The 16,699-nt window shown below is 67.7% G+C and carries 17 protein-coding genes; 8 read left to right on the top strand and 9 right to left on the bottom strand.

The features are described from left to right. Nucleotide 1: 1 nt before the first annotated feature. The gene (locus tag ACYQ6W_RS15965; protein WP_459676699.1) at nt 2-841 is read right to left on the bottom strand and encodes an ABC transporter permease; all 840 of its coding nucleotides are present in this window, start codon (nt 839-841) and stop codon (nt 2-4) included. Continuing rightward, nucleotides 838-1,638 carry an ABC transporter ATP-binding protein gene (locus ACYQ6W_RS15960; protein WP_459676698.1) on the bottom strand — a complete coding sequence of 267 codons (801 nt, stop codon included), beginning with the start codon at nt 1,636-1,638 and terminating at the stop codon, nt 838-840. The genes ACYQ6W_RS15965 and ACYQ6W_RS15960 overlap by 4 nt, the downstream gene beginning before the upstream one ends. Before the next feature lie 213 nt (nt 1,639-1,851). Between ACYQ6W_RS15960 and rpe the strand changes: the two genes are divergently transcribed. Then, nucleotides 1,852-2,532 carry a ribulose-phosphate 3-epimerase gene (rpe, locus tag ACYQ6W_RS15955; RefSeq protein ID WP_459676696.1) on the top strand — a complete coding sequence of 227 codons (681 nt, stop codon included), beginning with the start codon at nt 1,852-1,854 and terminating at the stop codon, nt 2,530-2,532. 195 nt (nt 2,533-2,727) lie between these two features. Here rpe and ACYQ6W_RS15950 read toward each other — a convergent pair whose 3' ends face one another. From ACYQ6W_RS15950 to ACYQ6W_RS15940, 3 genes are all read right to left on the bottom strand, one after another. Then, on the bottom strand, nt 2,728-3,615 hold the full coding sequence (locus ACYQ6W_RS15950; protein ID WP_459676695.1) for a bestrophin family protein: 888 nt from the start codon (nt 3,613-3,615) through the stop codon (nt 2,728-2,730). A gap of 6 nt (nt 3,616-3,621) precedes the next feature. Then, the gene (locus tag ACYQ6W_RS15945; protein ID WP_459676693.1) at nt 3,622-5,001 is read right to left on the bottom strand and encodes a PQQ-binding-like beta-propeller repeat protein; all 1,380 of its coding nucleotides are present in this window, start codon (nt 4,999-5,001) and stop codon (nt 3,622-3,624) included. 63 nt (nt 5,002-5,064) lie between these two features. Next, a complete protein-coding gene (locus tag ACYQ6W_RS15940) occupies nt 5,065-5,733 on the bottom strand; it encodes a tetratricopeptide repeat protein (protein ID WP_459676692.1) in 669 nt (222 codons plus the stop codon). Between the two features lie 132 nt (nt 5,734-5,865). Here ACYQ6W_RS15940 and ACYQ6W_RS15935 point away from each other — a divergent pair, with 132 nt between their 5' ends. Next, the gene (locus ACYQ6W_RS15935; protein ID WP_459676691.1) at nt 5,866-6,351 is read left to right on the top strand and encodes a glutathione peroxidase; all 486 of its coding nucleotides are present in this window, start codon (nt 5,866-5,868) and stop codon (nt 6,349-6,351) included. Between the two features lie 10 nt (nt 6,352-6,361). Here the strand turns inward: ACYQ6W_RS15935 and ACYQ6W_RS15930 are convergent, their stop codons facing one another. After that, a complete protein-coding gene (locus ACYQ6W_RS15930) occupies nt 6,362-7,681 on the bottom strand; it encodes a dihydroorotase (RefSeq protein WP_459676690.1) in 1,320 nt (439 codons plus the stop codon). Continuing rightward, entirely contained in the window at nt 7,678-8,646 is a 969-nt protein-coding gene (locus ACYQ6W_RS15925) for a glycosyltransferase family 9 protein (RefSeq protein WP_459676689.1), read from the bottom strand. The genes ACYQ6W_RS15930 and ACYQ6W_RS15925 overlap by 4 nt, the downstream gene beginning before the upstream one ends. A 42-nt stretch (nt 8,647-8,688) precedes the next feature. On the opposite strand from ACYQ6W_RS15925, the gene ACYQ6W_RS15920 reads away from it, so the two are divergent. The 4 genes from ACYQ6W_RS15920 to ACYQ6W_RS15905 are packed head-to-tail and all read left to right on the top strand — an operon-like array spanning nt 8,689 to nt 11,041. After that, nucleotides 8,689-9,774, top strand: coding sequence for a Ppx/GppA phosphatase family protein (locus ACYQ6W_RS15920; protein ID WP_459676687.1), 1,086 nt, complete (start codon nt 8,689-8,691; stop codon nt 9,772-9,774). An 18-nt stretch (nt 9,775-9,792) separates the two neighbouring features. After that, the gene (locus ACYQ6W_RS15915) at nt 9,793-10,485 is read left to right on the top strand and encodes an RlmE family RNA methyltransferase (protein WP_459676686.1); all 693 of its coding nucleotides are present in this window, start codon (nt 9,793-9,795) and stop codon (nt 10,483-10,485) included. A 60-nt stretch (nt 10,486-10,545) separates the two neighbouring features. Further along, nucleotides 10,546-10,731, top strand: a complete 186-nt coding sequence (locus tag ACYQ6W_RS15910; protein WP_459676685.1) for a BrnT family toxin — start codon at nt 10,546-10,548, stop codon at nt 10,729-10,731. A 46-nt stretch (nt 10,732-10,777) separates the two neighbouring features. Next, nucleotides 10,778-11,041: a BrnA antitoxin family protein gene (locus ACYQ6W_RS15905; RefSeq protein ID WP_459676684.1), complete on the top strand. Its 264-nt coding sequence runs from the start codon at nt 10,778-10,780 to the stop codon at nt 11,039-11,041. A 7-nt stretch (nt 11,042-11,048) separates the two neighbouring features. On the opposite strand, the gene ACYQ6W_RS15900 is transcribed toward ACYQ6W_RS15905, so the two are convergent. Continuing rightward, on the bottom strand, nt 11,049-12,476 hold the full coding sequence (locus ACYQ6W_RS15900; protein ID WP_459676683.1) for an MATE family efflux transporter: 1,428 nt from the start codon (nt 12,474-12,476) through the stop codon (nt 11,049-11,051). 164 nt (nt 12,477-12,640) lie between these two features. On the opposite strand from ACYQ6W_RS15900, the gene ACYQ6W_RS15895 reads away from it, so the two are divergent. Beyond that, on the top strand, nt 12,641-13,570 hold the full coding sequence (locus ACYQ6W_RS15895; RefSeq protein ID WP_459676682.1) for a DMT family transporter: 930 nt from the start codon (nt 12,641-12,643) through the stop codon (nt 13,568-13,570). A 13-nt stretch (nt 13,571-13,583) separates the two neighbouring features. Here ACYQ6W_RS15895 and ACYQ6W_RS15890 read toward each other — a convergent pair whose 3' ends face one another. Next, nucleotides 13,584-14,981: a carbohydrate porin gene (locus ACYQ6W_RS15890; RefSeq protein ID WP_459676681.1), complete on the bottom strand. Its 1,398-nt coding sequence runs from the start codon at nt 14,979-14,981 to the stop codon at nt 13,584-13,586. Between the two features lie 181 nt (nt 14,982-15,162). On the opposite strand from ACYQ6W_RS15890, the gene guaB reads away from it, so the two are divergent. Further along, on the top strand, nt 15,163-16,698 hold the full coding sequence (guaB, locus tag ACYQ6W_RS15885; RefSeq protein WP_459676679.1) for an IMP dehydrogenase: 1,536 nt from the start codon (nt 15,163-15,165) through the stop codon (nt 16,696-16,698). Nucleotide 16,699 lies beyond the last annotated feature (1 nt).

The raw sequence follows: 16,699 nt of genomic DNA, 5'->3' as shown, positions 1-16,699 counted from the left end.
CTCAGACCTTCGTGTTGGAGGAGGGAACAGGGGGAACATCGCCACCGAAATAGGCAGGGGCGGTCATGCGCGTACGCCAGGGTGTCGCGAAATGCTCGACGATGACGACGAGGATGAAGGAGCCGATGCCGATGGCGGTGAGCAGCAGCATCGCACCATAGACGCCGGCGGTGTTCATCTGCGCATTGGCGGTCAGCAGATAGGTGCCGAGGCCGATGTGGGAGGAGGCGGTCCATTCGCCGATGACAGCCCCCGTCACGGCATAGCAGGCGCCGATCTTGAGGCCGGAGAAGAGCGGCCCGATGCAGGCCGGCAGCCGCACGATCATGAAGGTGCGCAGCCGCGTGCCGCCGAGCAGCCGGGCGAGGTTGACCTGGTCCTGGTCGACGCTGGCCAACCCGTCGAGCACGTTCACCACGACGGGGAAGAAGACGATCCAGGCGACGATGATGAGCTTCGGTGTCAGGCCGAAGCCGAAGATGATGACGAGAGGGGCTGCGATGGCGACGATGGGCACCGCCTGCGAGGTGATGAGCGCCGGATACAGCAGGCGGTGGATGAGCGGTACCTGTGCCATGATCACCGCCAGAACGACGCCGAGCACGGCGCCGACGACATAGCCGTAGAAGGTCTCGCTCAGCGTCTGCATCGTGAGCTGCTTCATCATCGGCACGTTGTCGCGCAGCACGGCGAAGGCGGCGCCGGGAGTCGGGATGACGTAGGGCGGCAGGCCGGTGACGATGAGCAGCAGCTTCCAGGCGACGAAGATCAGCGCGATCGCGATGATCCAGAGGCCGACATGGCGGCCGTATTCGCGCAGCGTATTGGTCTCGTTCGTCATGCCGGCACCTTCACTCCGCCGGGCACGCCGTGCAGCGTGGCCTGGCTGTAGAGCATTTCCATCAATTGCCGCTTGGTCTCCACGAAATCCGGAGAGGTCAGGCAGTCCATCGCGCGGGGGCGGGGAATCGGCACGTCCACCACCCAGCCAATGCGTCCCGGCTTGGGCAGCATGACGACGACGCGGTCGGCGAGAAAAATTGCCTCGTCCACGTCATGGGTCACGAACATCACCGTGCGGTGCAATTCCTTCCAGATGTCGAGCAGCCATTGCTGCATGCCGATGCGCGTCTGGCTGTCGAGCGCGCCGAAGGGCTCGTCCAGCAGCATCACCTCGCGGCCGGCGGCGATGGTCCGCATCAGCGCCACGCGCTGGCGCATGCCGCCCGAAAGGGCGCGGGGGTAATGGCGCAGGAAGTCGCCGAGGCCGTAATGGCGCGCGAGTTCGGCGGCGCGGGCGCGGTCGGCCTTCGTGGCGCCGCGGGTGAGGGAGGCGCCGAGGGTGATGTTGCCAAGCACGGTGCGCCAGGGCAGCAGAAGGTCCTTCTGCAGCATGTAGCCGACTTGGCCGGGCTTGCCCGCAATGTCCTGGCCGTCGAGCAGGATTTGACCGGCGCTCGGCTTCAGCAAGCCGGAGACCGCGTTGAAGAGCGTGCTCTTGCCGCATCCGGAGGCACCCAGGATGCAGACGAATTCCCCGTCCCGCATGTCGAGCGAGACCTCGTGCAGCGCACGGAAGGACCCGAAATTGTGGTCAAGCTTGCGGATCGACAGTTTGACGCTGGGTTCAGTCGGCAAATTTTATTCTTTCGTCGAGGTTCGGGTGCCGGCCGTGCCGCCTGACGCCCATTCACGTGGGTGTGAACGGGCGCCGAGGGTGACGCCTGCAGCGCCGGCTGGCAAGCCCGATGAAGCAGCTTTCGTGCCGCGGGCTTGCACAGCCCCGTGAACCCGGCATCCGCGCGCCTCTTCCCCTGTCGCTACGCGAGGGACGCGGCTAAACTCGGCCCCATGACCCGTCCTCTGATCATCGCCCCTTCGATTCTCTCCGCTGATTTCGGCCGATTCGCCGAAGAGACCCGCGCCATCGACGCCGCCGGCGCCGACTGGCTGCATCTCGACGTCATGGATGGCGCCTTCGTGCCCAATATCAGCTTCGGCCCGGGCGTGATCGCCGCGGTGCGGCAGCAGAGCCAGCGTCCGATCGATACTCATCTCATGATCGAGGGACCGGACCGCTACCTCGAGGATTATGCCAAGGCCGGGTCCGATCGCATCACAGTGCATGCCGAAGCCTGCGCGCACCTCAACCGCACGCTGCAGGCGATCCGCGGCCTCGGCTGCAAGGCAGGCGTCGCCATCAATCCGGCCACGTCGGAAGAGGCTGTGCGCTACAGCCTGGATGCGGCCGATCTGGTTCTGGTGATGACGGTCAACCCCGGTTTCGGCGGCCAAGCCTTTCTGCCGCTGACGCTCGAGAAGATCCGCCGCCTGCGTGGCCTGATCGGTGAGCGGCCGGTGGAGATCGAGGTCGACGGCGGCATCACGCATGAAACGGCGGAACTCGCCGCCGCTGCCGGCGCGAATGTCTTCGTGGCCGGCTCCTCCGCCTTCAGGGGCGGCGCAGCCCAGTATGCGGCGAACATCGCGGCGCTGCGGACGGGGGCCGAGCGTGGAGCGGCGGCGGCCTGACGCATCGCGCCGATCTGCCGTGCCATTCAGTCCATCATCGGCTCAATCCCCTCACTCATCGTCGCCCGCGGCTTCATGCCGCGGGCCTATCCGTCGCGGCGCCCCAACGCCGTTCGGGCACCCAGACGGATGGATGCCCGGCTCAAGGCCGGGCATGACGATTTGAAAAGCGACTCGAGCAAAATCTGAACCGCGTCAGATCAGGATGCCGTCGACGGGCGTGATCGGCGGCGGCACATCCGTCGCCCCGATGGTCTGCAGCAGGTCGATTTCGATGGTGCGGGTGATCGCCCCCATCGGCACGTCGTGCACGTCGTTGGAGAAGGGGTCCTCCAGGTCACTGCCGATCTCGTTCAGGATCAGGAACATGAAACCGATCAGCGCGGAGCCGAAGGGCGTCGCGAGACCGAGATTGTCGACCATGCCGAGCGGCAGCACGAAGCAATAGGCGCGGCTGAAGATCAGCGGCAGGGCGCTATACTGCCGGGGCAGAGGCGTGTTCTTGATACGCTCCAGCCCACCCTGCGCATCGACGAGGGCGGCGAGCGTGCGGTCGAGATTGGCGACGCCGACGCTATCCAGCGCGCCGGACCGGCGCAGCCCGGCGAGGCGGCGGGAGATCGCCATCTGGACCGCCGTCGGCACGTTGGCCGCGCCCCGGCACTCCTCCAGCATCTCGGCCGGCAGGTAGCGCGCCAGCACCTCTTCCGTCGGCAGACGCAACAGATGGCAACGGAGCGCCAGGGCATAGGCGATCTGGGCCCGCACTAGGTCTCGCACCGTCGCGGCGTCGTCCACCAGCGCGACCACGCCGCGGGCGAGGCTTCGGGAGTTGTTCAGGATGGAGCCCCAGAGCGTCCGCGCCTCCCACCACCGCGCGTAGGCGGCGTTGTTGCGAATGGTGACGATGAGCGCGATGGCGCTGCCGAGCAGGGGTAGAGGCAGCGCCGGGATGGAAACCCAGTGCCAGTCGAGGCCCAGATAGGCGGCAGTGATCGCCACGTCATAGGCGAGCAGCACGGCGAGGGTCGTTGCGTTGTAGCGCAGCAGACGCCCGATATGGATGCCCTTCGAGACGATCACGGCGGATCAGCCGTAGGCGATGAGATCGCCAGTCTTGATGGTGACGAAGACCCGGCCTTCGGCAGCGACCGGGGCTGCGGTCGCCGGGGCGGGCAGCTTCACCGTGTCGCGCGGCGTGCCGGTGATCGCGTCGAGGGTCGCCATCTCGCCATGATTGCTGACCAGCACGAGGTTGGGGCCGGCGACGATCGGCCCCCACCAGTAGATCGGGTTGCGCAGCTTCTTCATGTTCTTGAAGGGCGGCATCTGGTGCACCCACTTCACCTGGCCGGTGGTCGAGGAGAGGCAGGCGACTTGCTGATCGGTCGAGAGCTGGTAGATCCAGTCGCCGGCCAGGAAGGGCGTCTGGTCCGTCGCGAAATCCCGTTCCCACAGGCGGCGGCCGGTCGGCAGGTCGATGGAGAGCACGAGGCCGCCGAGGCTGCCGGCATAGGCGCGATCGCGATGGATGACGGGCATGCCGACGATCGCAGAGAGCTGCGACAGGCCCGTCCCGGTCGCGCCCAGATTGTCCGACCACAGCACCTCGCCGCTCACCACGTTGAGGGCGAGGAGATCACCGGAGGCGAAGCCCGCGAGGACGACGGAGCCGGAGACGGCCGGCGCGGGCAGGCCGAGAATGGAGGTCTGGACCTGGCGGGCCTGGCGCGTCCAGATGATGTCGCCCTTCTCGGCGTCGAGGCCCACGATGGAGCTGTCGATCAGGCTGACGAAGAGCTTGCCTTCGGCAATGCTCGGTGCCGAGCGGGCGGGCGAGCCGACGGGCTTGCGCCACAGGATCTTGCCGGTCCGCGGATCGAAACGCAGCACTTCGCCGAACCCGGTCGCGGCGAAGAGCGCGCCATTGTCGGCGCTCACGCCGCCGCCGACGTCGAAGCTGCGGGAACCCTTCGGCCGCACCGGCGTGCTCCAGAGCTGGCTGCCGTCCTTGATGGCGAAGGCGCAGACCTCGCCCCGAGCACTCATGGTGAAGACGGTGCCAGCCACGATGACGGGCGGGCAGGGGATGCGCTGGCGGTAGGCAGTGCCCTCGCCGATGTCGGCAGACCAGAGCCGGTTCAGCATGGAGGGCGCCGCGACGATGCCGGGATCATGCGCGGCGTTGCCACCCTGCTGCGCCCAGTCGAGCCCCGCGACGGGCGCAGGCAGCGTAACCGGCTGGGTGAGGCTCGTGTCGACGTTGAGGGCGGTGGAGCCGCCCATGACATCGATGCGCTTGCCAGGCAGCGGCGGTGTCTCGTCGCCGCCGATGAAGCCGCAGCCGGCGAGCGCCAGCGGCAAGCCGAAGGCCGCGGCGCGGCGGAGGGCGGCGCGCCGGGTCAGGCCGGCGGGTTCGGCGGCTGCATCGAAGGCGGTGCGGTCAGTGCGGTCGGTCGTGCGGCTCATGCTGGGCGCCAATCTCTTCGAGTAGAGTCGTGGTCTCAAGGGTCTTCGGATGGGCAGGACCCGCTATTGCGGAGGCGGCGCGCCGAGGGCCTGGGCCATGGCATTGGCCATGTTGCGCATGTCGGCCGGGGTCGAGACGTCATCCGCGACGGACTGGAAGGTCTTGATCGCGCCCGGAACGTCCCCGGTGCGGATGCTGAGCAGGGCCAGGTATTGCAGCGCGATCGGCCGCCAGGCGTTGCCTTCCGCCGACAGCGGCCCGAGCCGGGCCTGGATCAGGGAGGGTTCGGCGGTTTCCAACTCGTGAGAGGCCCAGCTCAGCGTCGCAACCTGGCGCAGCACGGGGCTGATGTTGCCGTCGTTCATCAGACCGCCCCAGATCGCCTCCGCATCCTTGGTCTTACCGGAATCGGCGAGAAGGCTGGCCTGGTTGAGCTTCGCGAGGGTCGCGTAACCCCCCGGTGCGGTCTTTGCGATGGCGGCGAACTGGTCGGCCAGGGCGGCGCGGTTGGCGGCCGAGCCCCGCTGGGCGGCCTCGTCGAGCACGTGGATGAAGCCTACGGCAGCCCGGGCATCCTGCCGGCCCTGATACCAGAGCCAGGTCTGCCAAGCGGCGACGCCGATGATGACAAGGCCGACGAGGGCGGCGAGCGCCATGCCGTATCGCCGGGCGAAACGCGCCATGCGCTCCGCCCGGAGATCGTCCTCGACCTCGTCGAAAATATCGACCACGCTGTGACCTCCGGCATCCTCTTGAGGTTCGCCCCCGATTCCCTGCAGCTTCAGCCGGGGCCAGGCGCGAACGGCGGCGGACCATAGCGGCGGCGTGAGGCGCGCGCAAACCTGCAGGGAGAACCGGAAGGCATGTCCGGCACGGCCTATGATTTCAAGCTGACGACGCTGAGCGGAGAGGCGTACCCGCTGGACGCGCTGCGTGGGCGACCACTGCTCGTCGTCAATACCGCCTCCAAATGCGGCTTCACTCCGCAATATGCCGAGCTGGAGGCACTGCAGCAGCGCTGGGGGCAGGCGCCGAACGGGCTCGTCATCATCGGCGTGCCGAGCAACGACTTCGGCAATCAGGAGCCGGGCGAGGCGGCTTCCATCGGCGCCTTCTGCACACGCAACTACGGCGTGACCTTTCCGATGATGCAGAAGGCTCATGTGAAGGGGCCGGATGCTCTGCCACTGTTCCGCTGGCTCGCCACGGAAGGCGGCTTCCTGTCACGCCCCCGTTGGAATTTCTACAAATACCTGATCGGGCGGGACGGGCGCCTAAAGAGCTGGTTCGTCAGCACGACACGCCCGGGCTCCGACAAGGTGGCCCGGGCGATCGCCGCAGTGGTGTGAGCCCGAGGGATCAGCTCCGGAACGCGACGAGCCGGCCCTGCGGCTCGCCCAGCACCTCGTCCTCGCGCATGACCGTGCGGCCGCGGACGATGGTGGCGACCGGCCAGCCCTGGACGGTCTGGCCGACGAAGGGGCTCCAGCCGCAGGGGCTCGCGATCCAGCTTTCCTCGATGGTTCGCCGCTTGTTCATGTCGACGAGCGTGAAGTCCGCGTCATAGCCGCGGGCGATGCGGCCCTTGCCGAGCACGCCGTAGACCCGCGCCGGCCCCGCGCACATCAGATCGGCAAGCCGGAGCAGCGACAGGCGGCCGGCCGAGACATGGTCCAGCATCAGCGGCACGATGGTCTGCACGCCGGTGAGGCCGGCGGCCGTGGCAGGCCAGGGCTTTTCCTTGGCCGCGCGGGGATGCGGCGCATGATCGGAGCCCACGACGTCCACCATCCCATCCCGCACGGCGGCCCAGGCCGCTTCCCAATGCCGCTTGTCACGGATCGGCGGGTTCATGACGGCATAGGGGCCGAGCCGGTCATAGGCATCCGGCGCCCATTGGGTGAGATGGTTGAGCAGAACCTCGACCGTCGCGATGTCTCTGTAGTCGGCGAGATAGTCCAGCTCCTCGGCGGTCGAGACGTGGAGGATATGCGCCGGACGCCCGGTCTTGCGCGCCAGCGCCATGAGCCGGCGCGTGCCGAGGAAGGCGGCTTCGACGTCTCGCCACTCCATATGGGCCGCATAGGGCATGCCTTCATGGAACAGGGATTTGCGCTCCCTCAGGCGGTATTCGTCTTCCGAGTGATAGGCGATGCGGCGCCGGCCGGAGCGCATGACGGCTTCCAGCAGCTCATCCGATTCGACCAGCAGGTCGCCGGTGCTGGAGCCGGCGAAGACCTTGATGGCGCAGACGCCGGGCTCCTGCTCGAGCGCTGCGAGATCGGGGATGTTGGTGCGCGCGGCGCCGACATAGAGGCCGAGGTCGCACCAGCTGCGGCCGGCGGCAAATTCCTTCTTCGCGTCGAGATGGCCCTGGCTGGTGATGGAGGGGTTGCCGTTCGGCATGTCGAAGACGGCGGCAAGGCCGCCGAGCACGGCGGCGCGGGTGCCGGACGGGATGTTCTCAACCTCGGGATTGTCCCGCAGATGGGTATGCGCATCGATCAGTCCGGGCAGGACGTGCAGGCCCTGCGCGTCGATCACTTCCTCTGCGGTCGCCGCGCGCGCAGGCGCGATGGTGACGATACGGCCGTCGCGCACCGCGACGTCCGCCTCCACGAGGCCGCCCGGCAGCACCAGCGTGCCGCCGCGGATGATGAGATCGTAGTGCTGGGTCATGCGGCATCCTGTTCCTTGCCTGCAAGAAGCGAGCGTGCGGCCGTCGCCGCAGCCTCGACGGTCAGTGCCTCCATCGGCGCCTTCGCGCGCGGGCCAGGGGCGACGGCGACCGCCGTGCGGCGGCCCGCTGGCGCATATTCGTCCACCGGCGACGGGCCGAACAGCCCCAGCGTCGGCGTGCCGGCGGCAGCGGCCAGATGCATCAGGCCCGAATCATTGCCGACGAAGAGGTCGAGCCGGGCGAGACAGGCGGCGGCCTCCCCGAGCGTGAGCTGGCCACCGAGGTCGATCGCCTCCGGCAGGGCCTCGATCACGGGGCGGGCGAGCGCCGCTTCGGCGTCACCGGGCCCGGCGAAGATGACCGGGCGTGCGCCCGGCAGGGCGGTTTCGGCGAGGTGCTTGAAGAGGGCGATGAAGCGCTCCGGCGGCCAGACCTTGCCGGCCCAGTTGGCGGTGGGGCCAAGGCCGATGAGGGGCACGCCGTCCGGCAAGAGATGCGCAGCGCGCGCGCGATCGGCGGCGGAGGTCCAGGTGACGGGCAGGGGGGCGGGGTCCAGCCCCATGCCCTCGGCGAGCTGCCCGAGGCGTGAGCCGGGGCGCCGGCCCCCCTTCAGGATGCGGCGCTGGCGGGCCCAGAGGAACAGCGCGGTCCCCGAGCCGCGCAGATCGACCACCAGATCCCAGCGATGCCCCAGCACCTGTGCCCAAAGTTTGAACCAGTGGCCGTCCCACCGCATCTTGGGCATGAGGATGAGACGTTCCAGCCGGGGCATGGCCGCGAAAAGGCCCGCTGCCACCGGGCCACAGGCGACCGTGAACCGGCCGGTCGGATAGCGCCGCAGAAGGTCGCTCAGGATGCCCGTGCTGATCACCGCGTCACCGATGCGGGTTGCCGTGATGAAGAGGATTCGCGGGGCTGGGCTGCGCCCCTCCCTTTCGGACCCTTGCAAGCCTAACTTAAACATTTGACACTTGTGGAACCTCTTATCACCCGGCGACTATGACCCATGGACCCCTGCATCTCCACGCCCCGCGCGACCGGTGATGCCGCACCGACCTTCGAAAGAAGAGGAGGTGCGCCCATCTTCGGCGCCCTCGATCTCGGTACGAACAATTGCCGCCTCATGCTGGGCGTCCCGAGCAGCAATGGCTTCCGGGTCATCGAAAGCTTCAGCCGCTCGGTGGGCCTGGGTGAAGGATTGGCCGAGACGGGTCAACTCTGCGATGCCGCGATGGACCGCGCGATGGACGCGCTGCGCTCCTGCGCCACGCGCATCTCACGCTACAAGCTGAGCGGGCTCACGGCCGTCGCGACCGAGGCCTGCCGCAGGGCGGAGAATGGCGCTGCCTTTCTCGACCGGGTGCGTCAGCAGACCGGCCTCGACATCCGCATCATCTCTGGCCGGGAGGAGGCGGAGCTGACGCTGGAGAGCTGCTCGCCTCTGCTGCGCGGCGCCGGCAGCCGGGCGCTGGTCTTCGACATCGGCGGCGGGTCCACGGAAATCGCCTGGGTGCGCCTGGATGGCGGCACGCCCAGCCTGGTCAGCTTCGTCTCCCTGCCCTTTGGCGTGATGACGCTCAAGGCCTGTGGGGGAGAGACCTGCTTCACCCAGCAGGGTTTCGACGCGATGGTCGAGACCGTGGAAGAGAAGCTGTGGGAGTTCGAGGACATCCATCGCATTGGCCGGGAGATCAATCGCGCCGGCGTCCGGTTGCTCGGCACCTCAGGGACCATCACCACCGTCGCGAGCGTCGCGCTTAAGCTGCCGCGCTATCGCCGTCCCCTGGTCGACGGCATTCTCCTGCCGGGGGAAGAGGCGGATGCTGCGGTCGAGACACTGCGCGCGATGGGCCGCAAGGGCTTGGCCGCCCATCCCTGCATCGGAGAGGACCGCGCCGACCTCGTGCTGCCGGGCTGCGCCATCTTCGCCGCCATCCGCTCCGTCTGGCCGACGCCGGAGGTGGGCGTGGCCGACCGTGGCTTGCGCGAGGGCATCCTTCTGCGGCAGATGCGCATCGGGCGCCGCCGCGAGGGCCGCCGGGGCTGCGGCACGCCGTTGCGCCCGGCCATCGCGGCGGCGCCCGCCGGTTGAAGCAAGGCGGATAGAGACATGGCCCAAGGCGGGCAGAAGGGCGGCTCCGATCCCGGCCGCGGCGCGGGGCGCGGCCTCTCGGTCAAGCTCAAGAAGAAGGCGGGGCGTAGCGTCGCGCAGCAGCGCTGGCTGCAGCGCCAGCTGAACGACCCGTATGTGGCGGCCGCCCAGCGGGACGGCTGGCGTTCCCGCGCCGCCTACAAGCTGATCGAGCTGGATGACCGCTTCCGCCTCATCAAGAAGGGCATGCGGGTGCTGGACCTGGGCGCCGCCCCGGGCGGCTGGACGCAGGTTGCCCTGAAGCGCGGCGCAGCCTCCGTCGTCGGCATCGACCTTCTGGACATTCCGCCCATTCCCGGCGCGCACCTGATCAAGGGGGATGCGACCGACCCCGAGAACCAGGAGAAGATCGTCGAACTCCTGGGCGGTCGCCCGGACCTGTTTCTCTCGGATATGGCCCCCAATACTTCGGGCCATGCCTCGACAGACCACATGCGCATCGTGCTGCTGGCCGAGATGGCCTTGGATCTAGCCTTCACCATGCTCAACCCCGGCGGACATTTCGTCGCCAAGCTGTTCCAGGGCGGTGCCGAGAAGCATCTGCTGGAGCCGATGAAGCAGCGTTTCGAGGTGGTGAAGCACGCAAAGCCCCCGGCCAGCCGGAAGGAGAGCAGCGAGCTTTACGTGGTCGCCATGGGCTTCAAGGGGTAGGAGAGAGGTTATTTTCGTCTGGCGAAAATTGCCTTCCCTTTTTTCGTATATACTTAATTTGTGACGGTCACCTTTGATCCGCTGAAGCGCGATCGGACGCTGGCAGAGCGCGGGCTCGACTTCGCGGAGGCCGAACAGCTTTTGGCTGGCGAGGTACTGACCCGCCGGGATGACCGTTTTGATTACGGCGAAAGCCGCTTCATCTCAGCCGGGTATCTTCGGGGTCGGATGGTCGTGATGGTCTGAACCCCGCGCGGCGATGCGGTGCACGTGATTTCCATGAGACATGCCCATGCAAGAGAAGAACACCGCTGGCGCGAGCGGATGGGCCGATCCGGATGATGCGCCTGAATTGGATGAGGCCTTCTTTGCGGAGGCCGATCTCTACCGCCAGGGGCAATTGGTGAAGCGGGGACGCCCCCGCGCCGCCGCACCGAAAGTCCCCATTTCCATTCGTCTCGATGCGGACCTCGTGTCAGGGCTTCGCGCACTGGGTCCGGGCTGGCAGAGCCAGATCAATCAGGCGCTGAAGGAGTGGTTGCGCCAGAAGACCTGAGCGGCCGCTACTCCTCCGCCTCCCAGGGGCTTGCGGTATTGCGGCCCCCGGGCACGGCGACGATCGGCACCTGGCTGCGCCCGGCCCGCGTGCGATGCAGATGCTCCGTCACCCGGAAGGCGAGGAAGACAGCCAGCACGCCAAAGACGACGGACCCTGCCGCCTGACCGATTAGCACGCCCGCCGGCCCGTAATGGCTGCCGATGGCGACGAAGGGGATGGTGCCGAGCGTCGCCCGGCCCCAGTTGAGCACGGTCGCATAGCCTGGGCAGCCGAGATTGTTGAAAGCGGTATTGGCGACGAAGAGCGCCCCAAAGAAAACCATGCCGCCCGCCAGATAGCTGCAGAAGAGGTGCAGTAGTTCGGCCGACACGCCACGGGCCGAGAAAGCGATGGCGAGGCCATCTTGCGCCACGGCGAGGATCGCCCAGGCGATGGCGACCGTTGCCAGCATGAAGAGCAGGGACGCGCGCAGCGCCTCCCGCACCCGGTCCGTCCGCCCGGCGCCGAGGTTCTGCGCCATGATCGGCCCGACGGCCCCGGTGAGCGCGAAGATCACGCCGAAGGCGACGGGCACGATGCGGTCGATCGCCGCCTGGCCCGCGACGGCGGCGACACCGAAGGTCGCCATGGTGTGGGTGACGTAGGAGGAGCCGACGGGGGTCGCCAGATTGGTGAGGATGGCGGGCCCCGCCACCCGCAGGACGCCGTGGAGATCGGCCTTGGCCTGGTCGAAATCCGGGCGGGTCAGCAAGCCCGTGCGCCGCACGAGCCGCAGACCGATGCCGATCATCAGCAGGCGCGAGAGCACGGTGCTGATCGCGGCGCCCTCCAGCCTGAGATGGAGCGCAAAGATGAAGATCGGGTCCATGATGGCGACGGCGATGGCCCCGAAGAGGGTCACGTTCATGGCCGCCCGGGCGGCCCCGGACGAGCGCAGCAGCGCGGCACTCGCCATGCCGAGCGCCATGAGCGGGAAGGACGGCGAGGTGATGAGCAGATACATGGCGGCGAGCGATCGCGTCTCACCCTCAGCATGCAGAAGCCCCAGCAGCGGCTGGCGTACCGCCGCGCTGCCGAGACCGAGGACGAGGGTCACGACCGCCATGGCGAGCAGGCTGATCGTTGCGATGCGTGGTGCTTCGCCCGGCCGGTCGCGCCCGATCGCGGCCGAGACCGTCGCGCCGATGCCGATGGTGAGGCCGATCGCGATGGAAATCTGGAAGAAGCCGATGGCACCCGCGAAGCCGACCGCGGCAGCCACCGCCTTGTCGCCGAGGCGGGAGATGTAGAAGAAATTCAGCAGATCAACGGCGAAGACGGAGACGAGGCCGATAGCGCCGGTGAGCGCCATGACCACGACATGGCGCATGATGGAGCCGCTGACGAAGCGGGCACCGGCGCCGCCGCGGCCCGAGGGGGGTGGTTTCGCCATCTCGGGCTTCCTTGTCTTCCTGCGCAGGCGGCCTGACCGCCGAGACATAGCGGCAACCGGGCGAGGCGGCCAGAGCGTGCGGAACACGCCCATCCTGTCCGCAAACGGCGAGCGCGGCGCGCTCGGATCGGCCATTCTGCGGCGTGACAGGCGGGAGACGGACGATGAACAAGATATCCGGCATGGGCCCGGCCGAGTGGGTCATGCTGCTCATCCTCTCCGTGCTCTGGGGCGCCTCCTTCCTCTTCATCAAGCTCGGCTTGCGCGAATTGCCGCCGCTCACCTTCGTCCTCGGGCGGGTCTTCTTCGGCAGCCTGGCTCTGGCCCTCTATCTTGCGGCGCGCCGCATCCCCTTCCCGCGGGAGGGCCGCATCTGGCGCGCCTTCTTCGGCATGGGGCTGCTCAACAACCTCATCCCCTTCACCCTGATCTTCTGGGGCGAGACGCGCATCGGCGGCGGCCTCGCTCCCATCCTCAACGCCACGACGCCGATCTTCTCCATCCTGCTCGCCCATGGCCTGACGGCGGACGAGAAGATCACGCCGCGGAAATTCGGCGGCATCCTGCTCGGCTTCTGCGGTGTCGTCGTGCTGATGGGCGGGGGCGTGCTCGCCCATGCCGGCGGCGCCTTCACCGGCATGCTGGCCTGCCTCGGCGCTGCCTTCTCCTATGGGTTGGCGGGCGTCTTCGGGCGGCGCTTCCGCCGTATGGGCGTGCCGCCCACGGTCGGCGCCTTCGGGCAGACTGCCGCAGCAACCTGCATGATGCTGCCGATCGCGCTCGCAGTAGACCAGCCCTGGCACCTGGCGATGCCGGGTCCGCTCACCTGGCTCGCGGTGGCGAACGTCGCCCTCGTCTCCACCGCCCTCGGCTATATTCTGTTCTTCCGCATCCTCAGCGCCGGGGGTGCCGTCAACAGCTCGCTGGTCACCTTGCTGGTGCCGGTGAGCGGCGTGCTGCTCAATGCGCTTTTCCTCGGCGAGCGGCTGGGCGCCACGGAGCTTGCCGGCATGGCGGCCATCACCCTGGGCCTGATCGTCATCGACGGCCGGCTCTTCACCCGTCTTAAGGGGCGGCACCCCTCCGCCGCCTGAGGGGCGCGGTCACTCAGAACTCGACATGCGCTTTGAGGCCGAGCACCACGGCATTGGCGATGCTGGTCTGGGCGTTCGGGTGCATCACATACTGGAAGTCCGGCATCAGGTTGATGCCGCGATAGACGTGGATGTCGTAATTGGCTTCGAGGATTTCCTCGTTCGTCTGCACGCCCGTCGCGTCGTTGCTGTAGGGCACGCCATAGGCCTGTTCCAGCTGCTCGGCGCTGGTCAGGTCGCCGCTGATCTTCTGGTAGATGAAGAGCAGGCCGACCGTGTCCTGCGGCCTCGCCTTCCAGAAGCCCTTGTCGAGCAGCCCGACATAGGCCTCGTCCTGATAGACGATGGTGGAGGGGTTGCTGTGCATGTAGCCCAGCATGCCGATGAGCCCGGCATCATCGCCATCGCCCTGGCGCAGCAGCATCTGGTCGAAGAGGGCCCAGAACTGCCAGCGGTCCCGCTTCTCGGGCCCCGCTGCTCCGGGGATGTCGCTCTCGAAGGAGGCATAGGGCGCGCTGTTGTAGCCGAAGCCGAGCTTGTAATGGCCGACCAGATGATCCGGCCCGAAGCTCGGCTCCCAGGCCGCTTCCACGGGCACTTCGATGCCGTTGTACTGGCTCGCATCGATCTGCCAGCCGGTGCGGTCTTGCGGCACGGTGTAGAGGTAGGGATCGACCCCGAAGACGCCGGCCTGGATATAGGTCTCGGCCGTCGGCTTCACCCGCACCCGGCCGCCCAGCGTCGCATCCGGCCAGGCGGAGAAGCCGTTATTGCCGCCCGAAAGCTCCTTCGGATTGCCGCAGAGCCCATTATTCATGAAGTTGCAGTTCAGTGGGGAAGCCGCAAAGTCGTTGCCGACCGGGAAGTAGCCGGCGGCCATGTCCAGCTTGCCGTTCATCAGCGCTTCCTCCCCGTAGATATAGACGAGGTGGAAGGCGACATCGCCGCCTGCGCCGTAGATTTCCTGCACCGGCATCAGGTTGTCGCCAAAGGCGGCGCTCGTGTTGTTGCCGGCGCGGTTGACGACAACCATGTGGGTCGAGAAGCCGGTGATGCCGGCGAGCTTCTGCCAGTCGACGTCCAGCTCCAGCGCGCGCTGGTCGGCATAGTCGAGCGCGCGGCGCGTGCCGCCCGAGACGTTGCCCGCGGTCTCCGAGGTGTAGTCGAACAGGAGATTGATGCCGAGGCGGCCGAGATCGGTGCGCACCCCGCCCCAATCGCCGAAAAGATGCTCGGGATTGGGAAAGCTGTCGGAGGGGGTGGAACTGGGCGGCGTCTGGTTCAGGGTCTTGCTGGCGCCGAGACCGACACCGCTGTTCGTCGCCTGAGCCTGGGCCGGCCCCGCGAAGCTCGACACGGTGCCGGCGAGAAGCGCCAGCGCGGCCGCTCCCTGAATGAATGCGCGTCGCATGGCAGCAGCCCTCCTCATCATGCCGGATGACAATTCGGTAAGTCTTTGTATTCGGCAAGTGGGCGCGTTGGACGCCCGGGCTACGGCGGAGCAGGGCTGCTCCGCGCACCCTTTCCTTGCGCTGCAGCAGGGGGCGGAGTATCCGGCACCGCCAAGGTTTCGCAAGGAAGTGAGGCAGGCCATGGCATCCGGTGAGTTGACTCCCGACAGTGCAATCGAACAATCGCTCGATATCCGCCGCCAGGTGGTGAGCCGCCCGCCGGTCGAGGAAGCGCTCGCCTTCGACGACGTGCTGCTCGTGCCGAACTACTCCCAGGTGCTGCCCGCGACCGTCAGCACCGCCAGCCGCTTCACCAAGAACATCACCCTCAACATCCCGATCGCGGCGGCCGCCATGGACACGGTGACCGAGAACGCGATGGCGATTGCCATGGCCCAGCTCGGTGGCATCGGCGTCATCCACAAGAACCTCTCGATCGAGGAGCAGGCGGATCAGGTGCGCCGCGTGAAGCGCTTCGAATCCGGCATGGTCGTCGATCCCGTGACCATTCATCCGGATGCGACGCTGGCCGATGCCCGCGCCCTGATGGCCGCCAACCGCATCAGCGGCATTCCGGTGGTGGAGCGCGGCACCGGCAAGCTCGTCGGCATCCTCACCAATCGCGACGTGCGCTTCGCGACCGATCCGGCACAGCGCGTCTCCGAGTTGATGACGCATGATCGGCTGATCACCGCGCTCGAAGGCACCAAGCCCGAAGAAGCGCGCACGCTGCTGCACAAGAACCGCATCGAAAAACTCATCATCGTCGATGAGGCCTATCGCTGCGTCGGTCTCGTAACCGTCAAGGACATGGACAAGGCCGAAGCCTATCCGCTCGCCAACAAAGACGAGATGGGCCGCCTGCGCGTGGCCGCCGCAACCGGCGTCGGGCCGGATGGCGAGGCGCGGGCGAAGGCGCTGATTGCAGCGGGTGTGGACGTCATCGTCGTCGACACCGCGCATGGCCATTCCCGTGGGGTTCTCACCTCCGTCGAGACCATCAAGCGCTTCTCCAATTCCGTCGAAGTCGTCGCCGGCAACGTCGCGACGCCGGACGGCGCGGAAGCGTTGATCGATTCGGGCGCGGATGCGGTGAAGGTCGGCATCGGGCCGGGCAGCATCTGCACCACCCGCGTCGTCGCCGGCGTCGGCGTGCCGCAGTTCTCGGCCGTGCTGGAAACCGCTGCCGCCTGCCGCGCGCTGGGCGTGCCGGCCATCGCCGATGGCGGCATCCGCACCTCGGGCGACGTCGTGAAGGCGATCGCGGCCGGGGCCAGCGCCGTCATGATCGGCAGCCTGCTGGCTGGCACCGACGAAGCGCCGGGCGAGGTCTTTCTGTATCAGGGCCGCAGCTACAAGGCCTATCGCGGCATGGGCTCGATCGGCGCCATGGCGCGGGGCTCTGCCGACCGCTACTTCCAGCAGGACATCAAGGACCAGCTCAAGCTGGTGCCGGAAGGGATCGAAGGCCAGGTCGCCTACAAGGGCCCGGTCTCGGCCGTGGTGCATCAGCTGGTCGGCGGGCTTCGTGCCGGCATGGGCTATGCGGGCAGCCCGGACATCGCCGAGCTGCAGCGCAGCGCGCGCTTCCGCCGCGTCACCAATGCGGGCCTGCGCGAAAGCCATGTGCATGACGTGACGATCACCCGCGAAGCGCCGAACTACCGCCGCGACTGAT

The organism is Acidisoma sp. 7E03, assembly GCF_054665075.1.
This window is presented reverse-complemented; position numbering and strand designations above follow the sequence as displayed.

What these genes read in the sequence shown, in the direction of transcription:
- ACYQ6W_RS15930 (WP_459676690.1), bottom strand. Translation starts at nt 7,681, where the DNA reads ATGACCCAGCACTACGATCTCATCATCCGCGGCGGCACGCTGGTGCTG.
- ACYQ6W_RS15935 (WP_459676691.1), top strand. Translation starts at nt 5,866, where the DNA reads ATGTCCGGCACGGCCTATGATTTCAAGCTGACGACGCTGAGCGGAGAG.
- ACYQ6W_RS15895 (WP_459676682.1), top strand. Translation starts at nt 12,641, where the DNA reads ATGAACAAGATATCCGGCATGGGCCCGGCCGAGTGGGTCATGCTGCTC.
- ACYQ6W_RS15925 (WP_459676689.1), bottom strand. Translation starts at nt 8,646, where the DNA reads ATGTTTAAGTTAGGCTTGCAAGGGTCCGAAAGGGAGGGGCGCAGCCCA.
- ACYQ6W_RS15890 (WP_459676681.1), bottom strand. Translation starts at nt 14,981, where the DNA reads ATGCGACGCGCATTCATTCAGGGAGCGGCCGCGCTGGCGCTTCTCGCC.
- ACYQ6W_RS15945 (WP_459676693.1), bottom strand. Translation starts at nt 5,001, where the DNA reads ATGAGCCGCACGACCGACCGCACTGACCGCACCGCCTTCGATGCAGCC.
- ACYQ6W_RS15915 (WP_459676686.1), top strand. Translation starts at nt 9,793, where the DNA reads ATGGCCCAAGGCGGGCAGAAGGGCGGCTCCGATCCCGGCCGCGGCGCG.
- guaB (WP_459676679.1), top strand. Translation starts at nt 15,163, where the DNA reads ATGGCATCCGGTGAGTTGACTCCCGACAGTGCAATCGAACAATCGCTC.
- rpe (WP_459676696.1), top strand. Translation starts at nt 1,852, where the DNA reads ATGACCCGTCCTCTGATCATCGCCCCTTCGATTCTCTCCGCTGATTTC.
- ACYQ6W_RS15905 (WP_459676684.1), top strand. Translation starts at nt 10,778, where the DNA reads ATGCAAGAGAAGAACACCGCTGGCGCGAGCGGATGGGCCGATCCGGAT.
- ACYQ6W_RS15965 (WP_459676699.1), bottom strand. Translation starts at nt 841, where the DNA reads ATGACGAACGAGACCAATACGCTGCGCGAATACGGCCGCCATGTCGGC.
- ACYQ6W_RS15920 (WP_459676687.1), top strand. Translation starts at nt 8,689, where the DNA reads ATGGACCCCTGCATCTCCACGCCCCGCGCGACCGGTGATGCCGCACCG.
- ACYQ6W_RS15900 (WP_459676683.1), bottom strand. Translation starts at nt 12,476, where the DNA reads ATGGCGAAACCACCCCCCTCGGGCCGCGGCGGCGCCGGTGCCCGCTTC.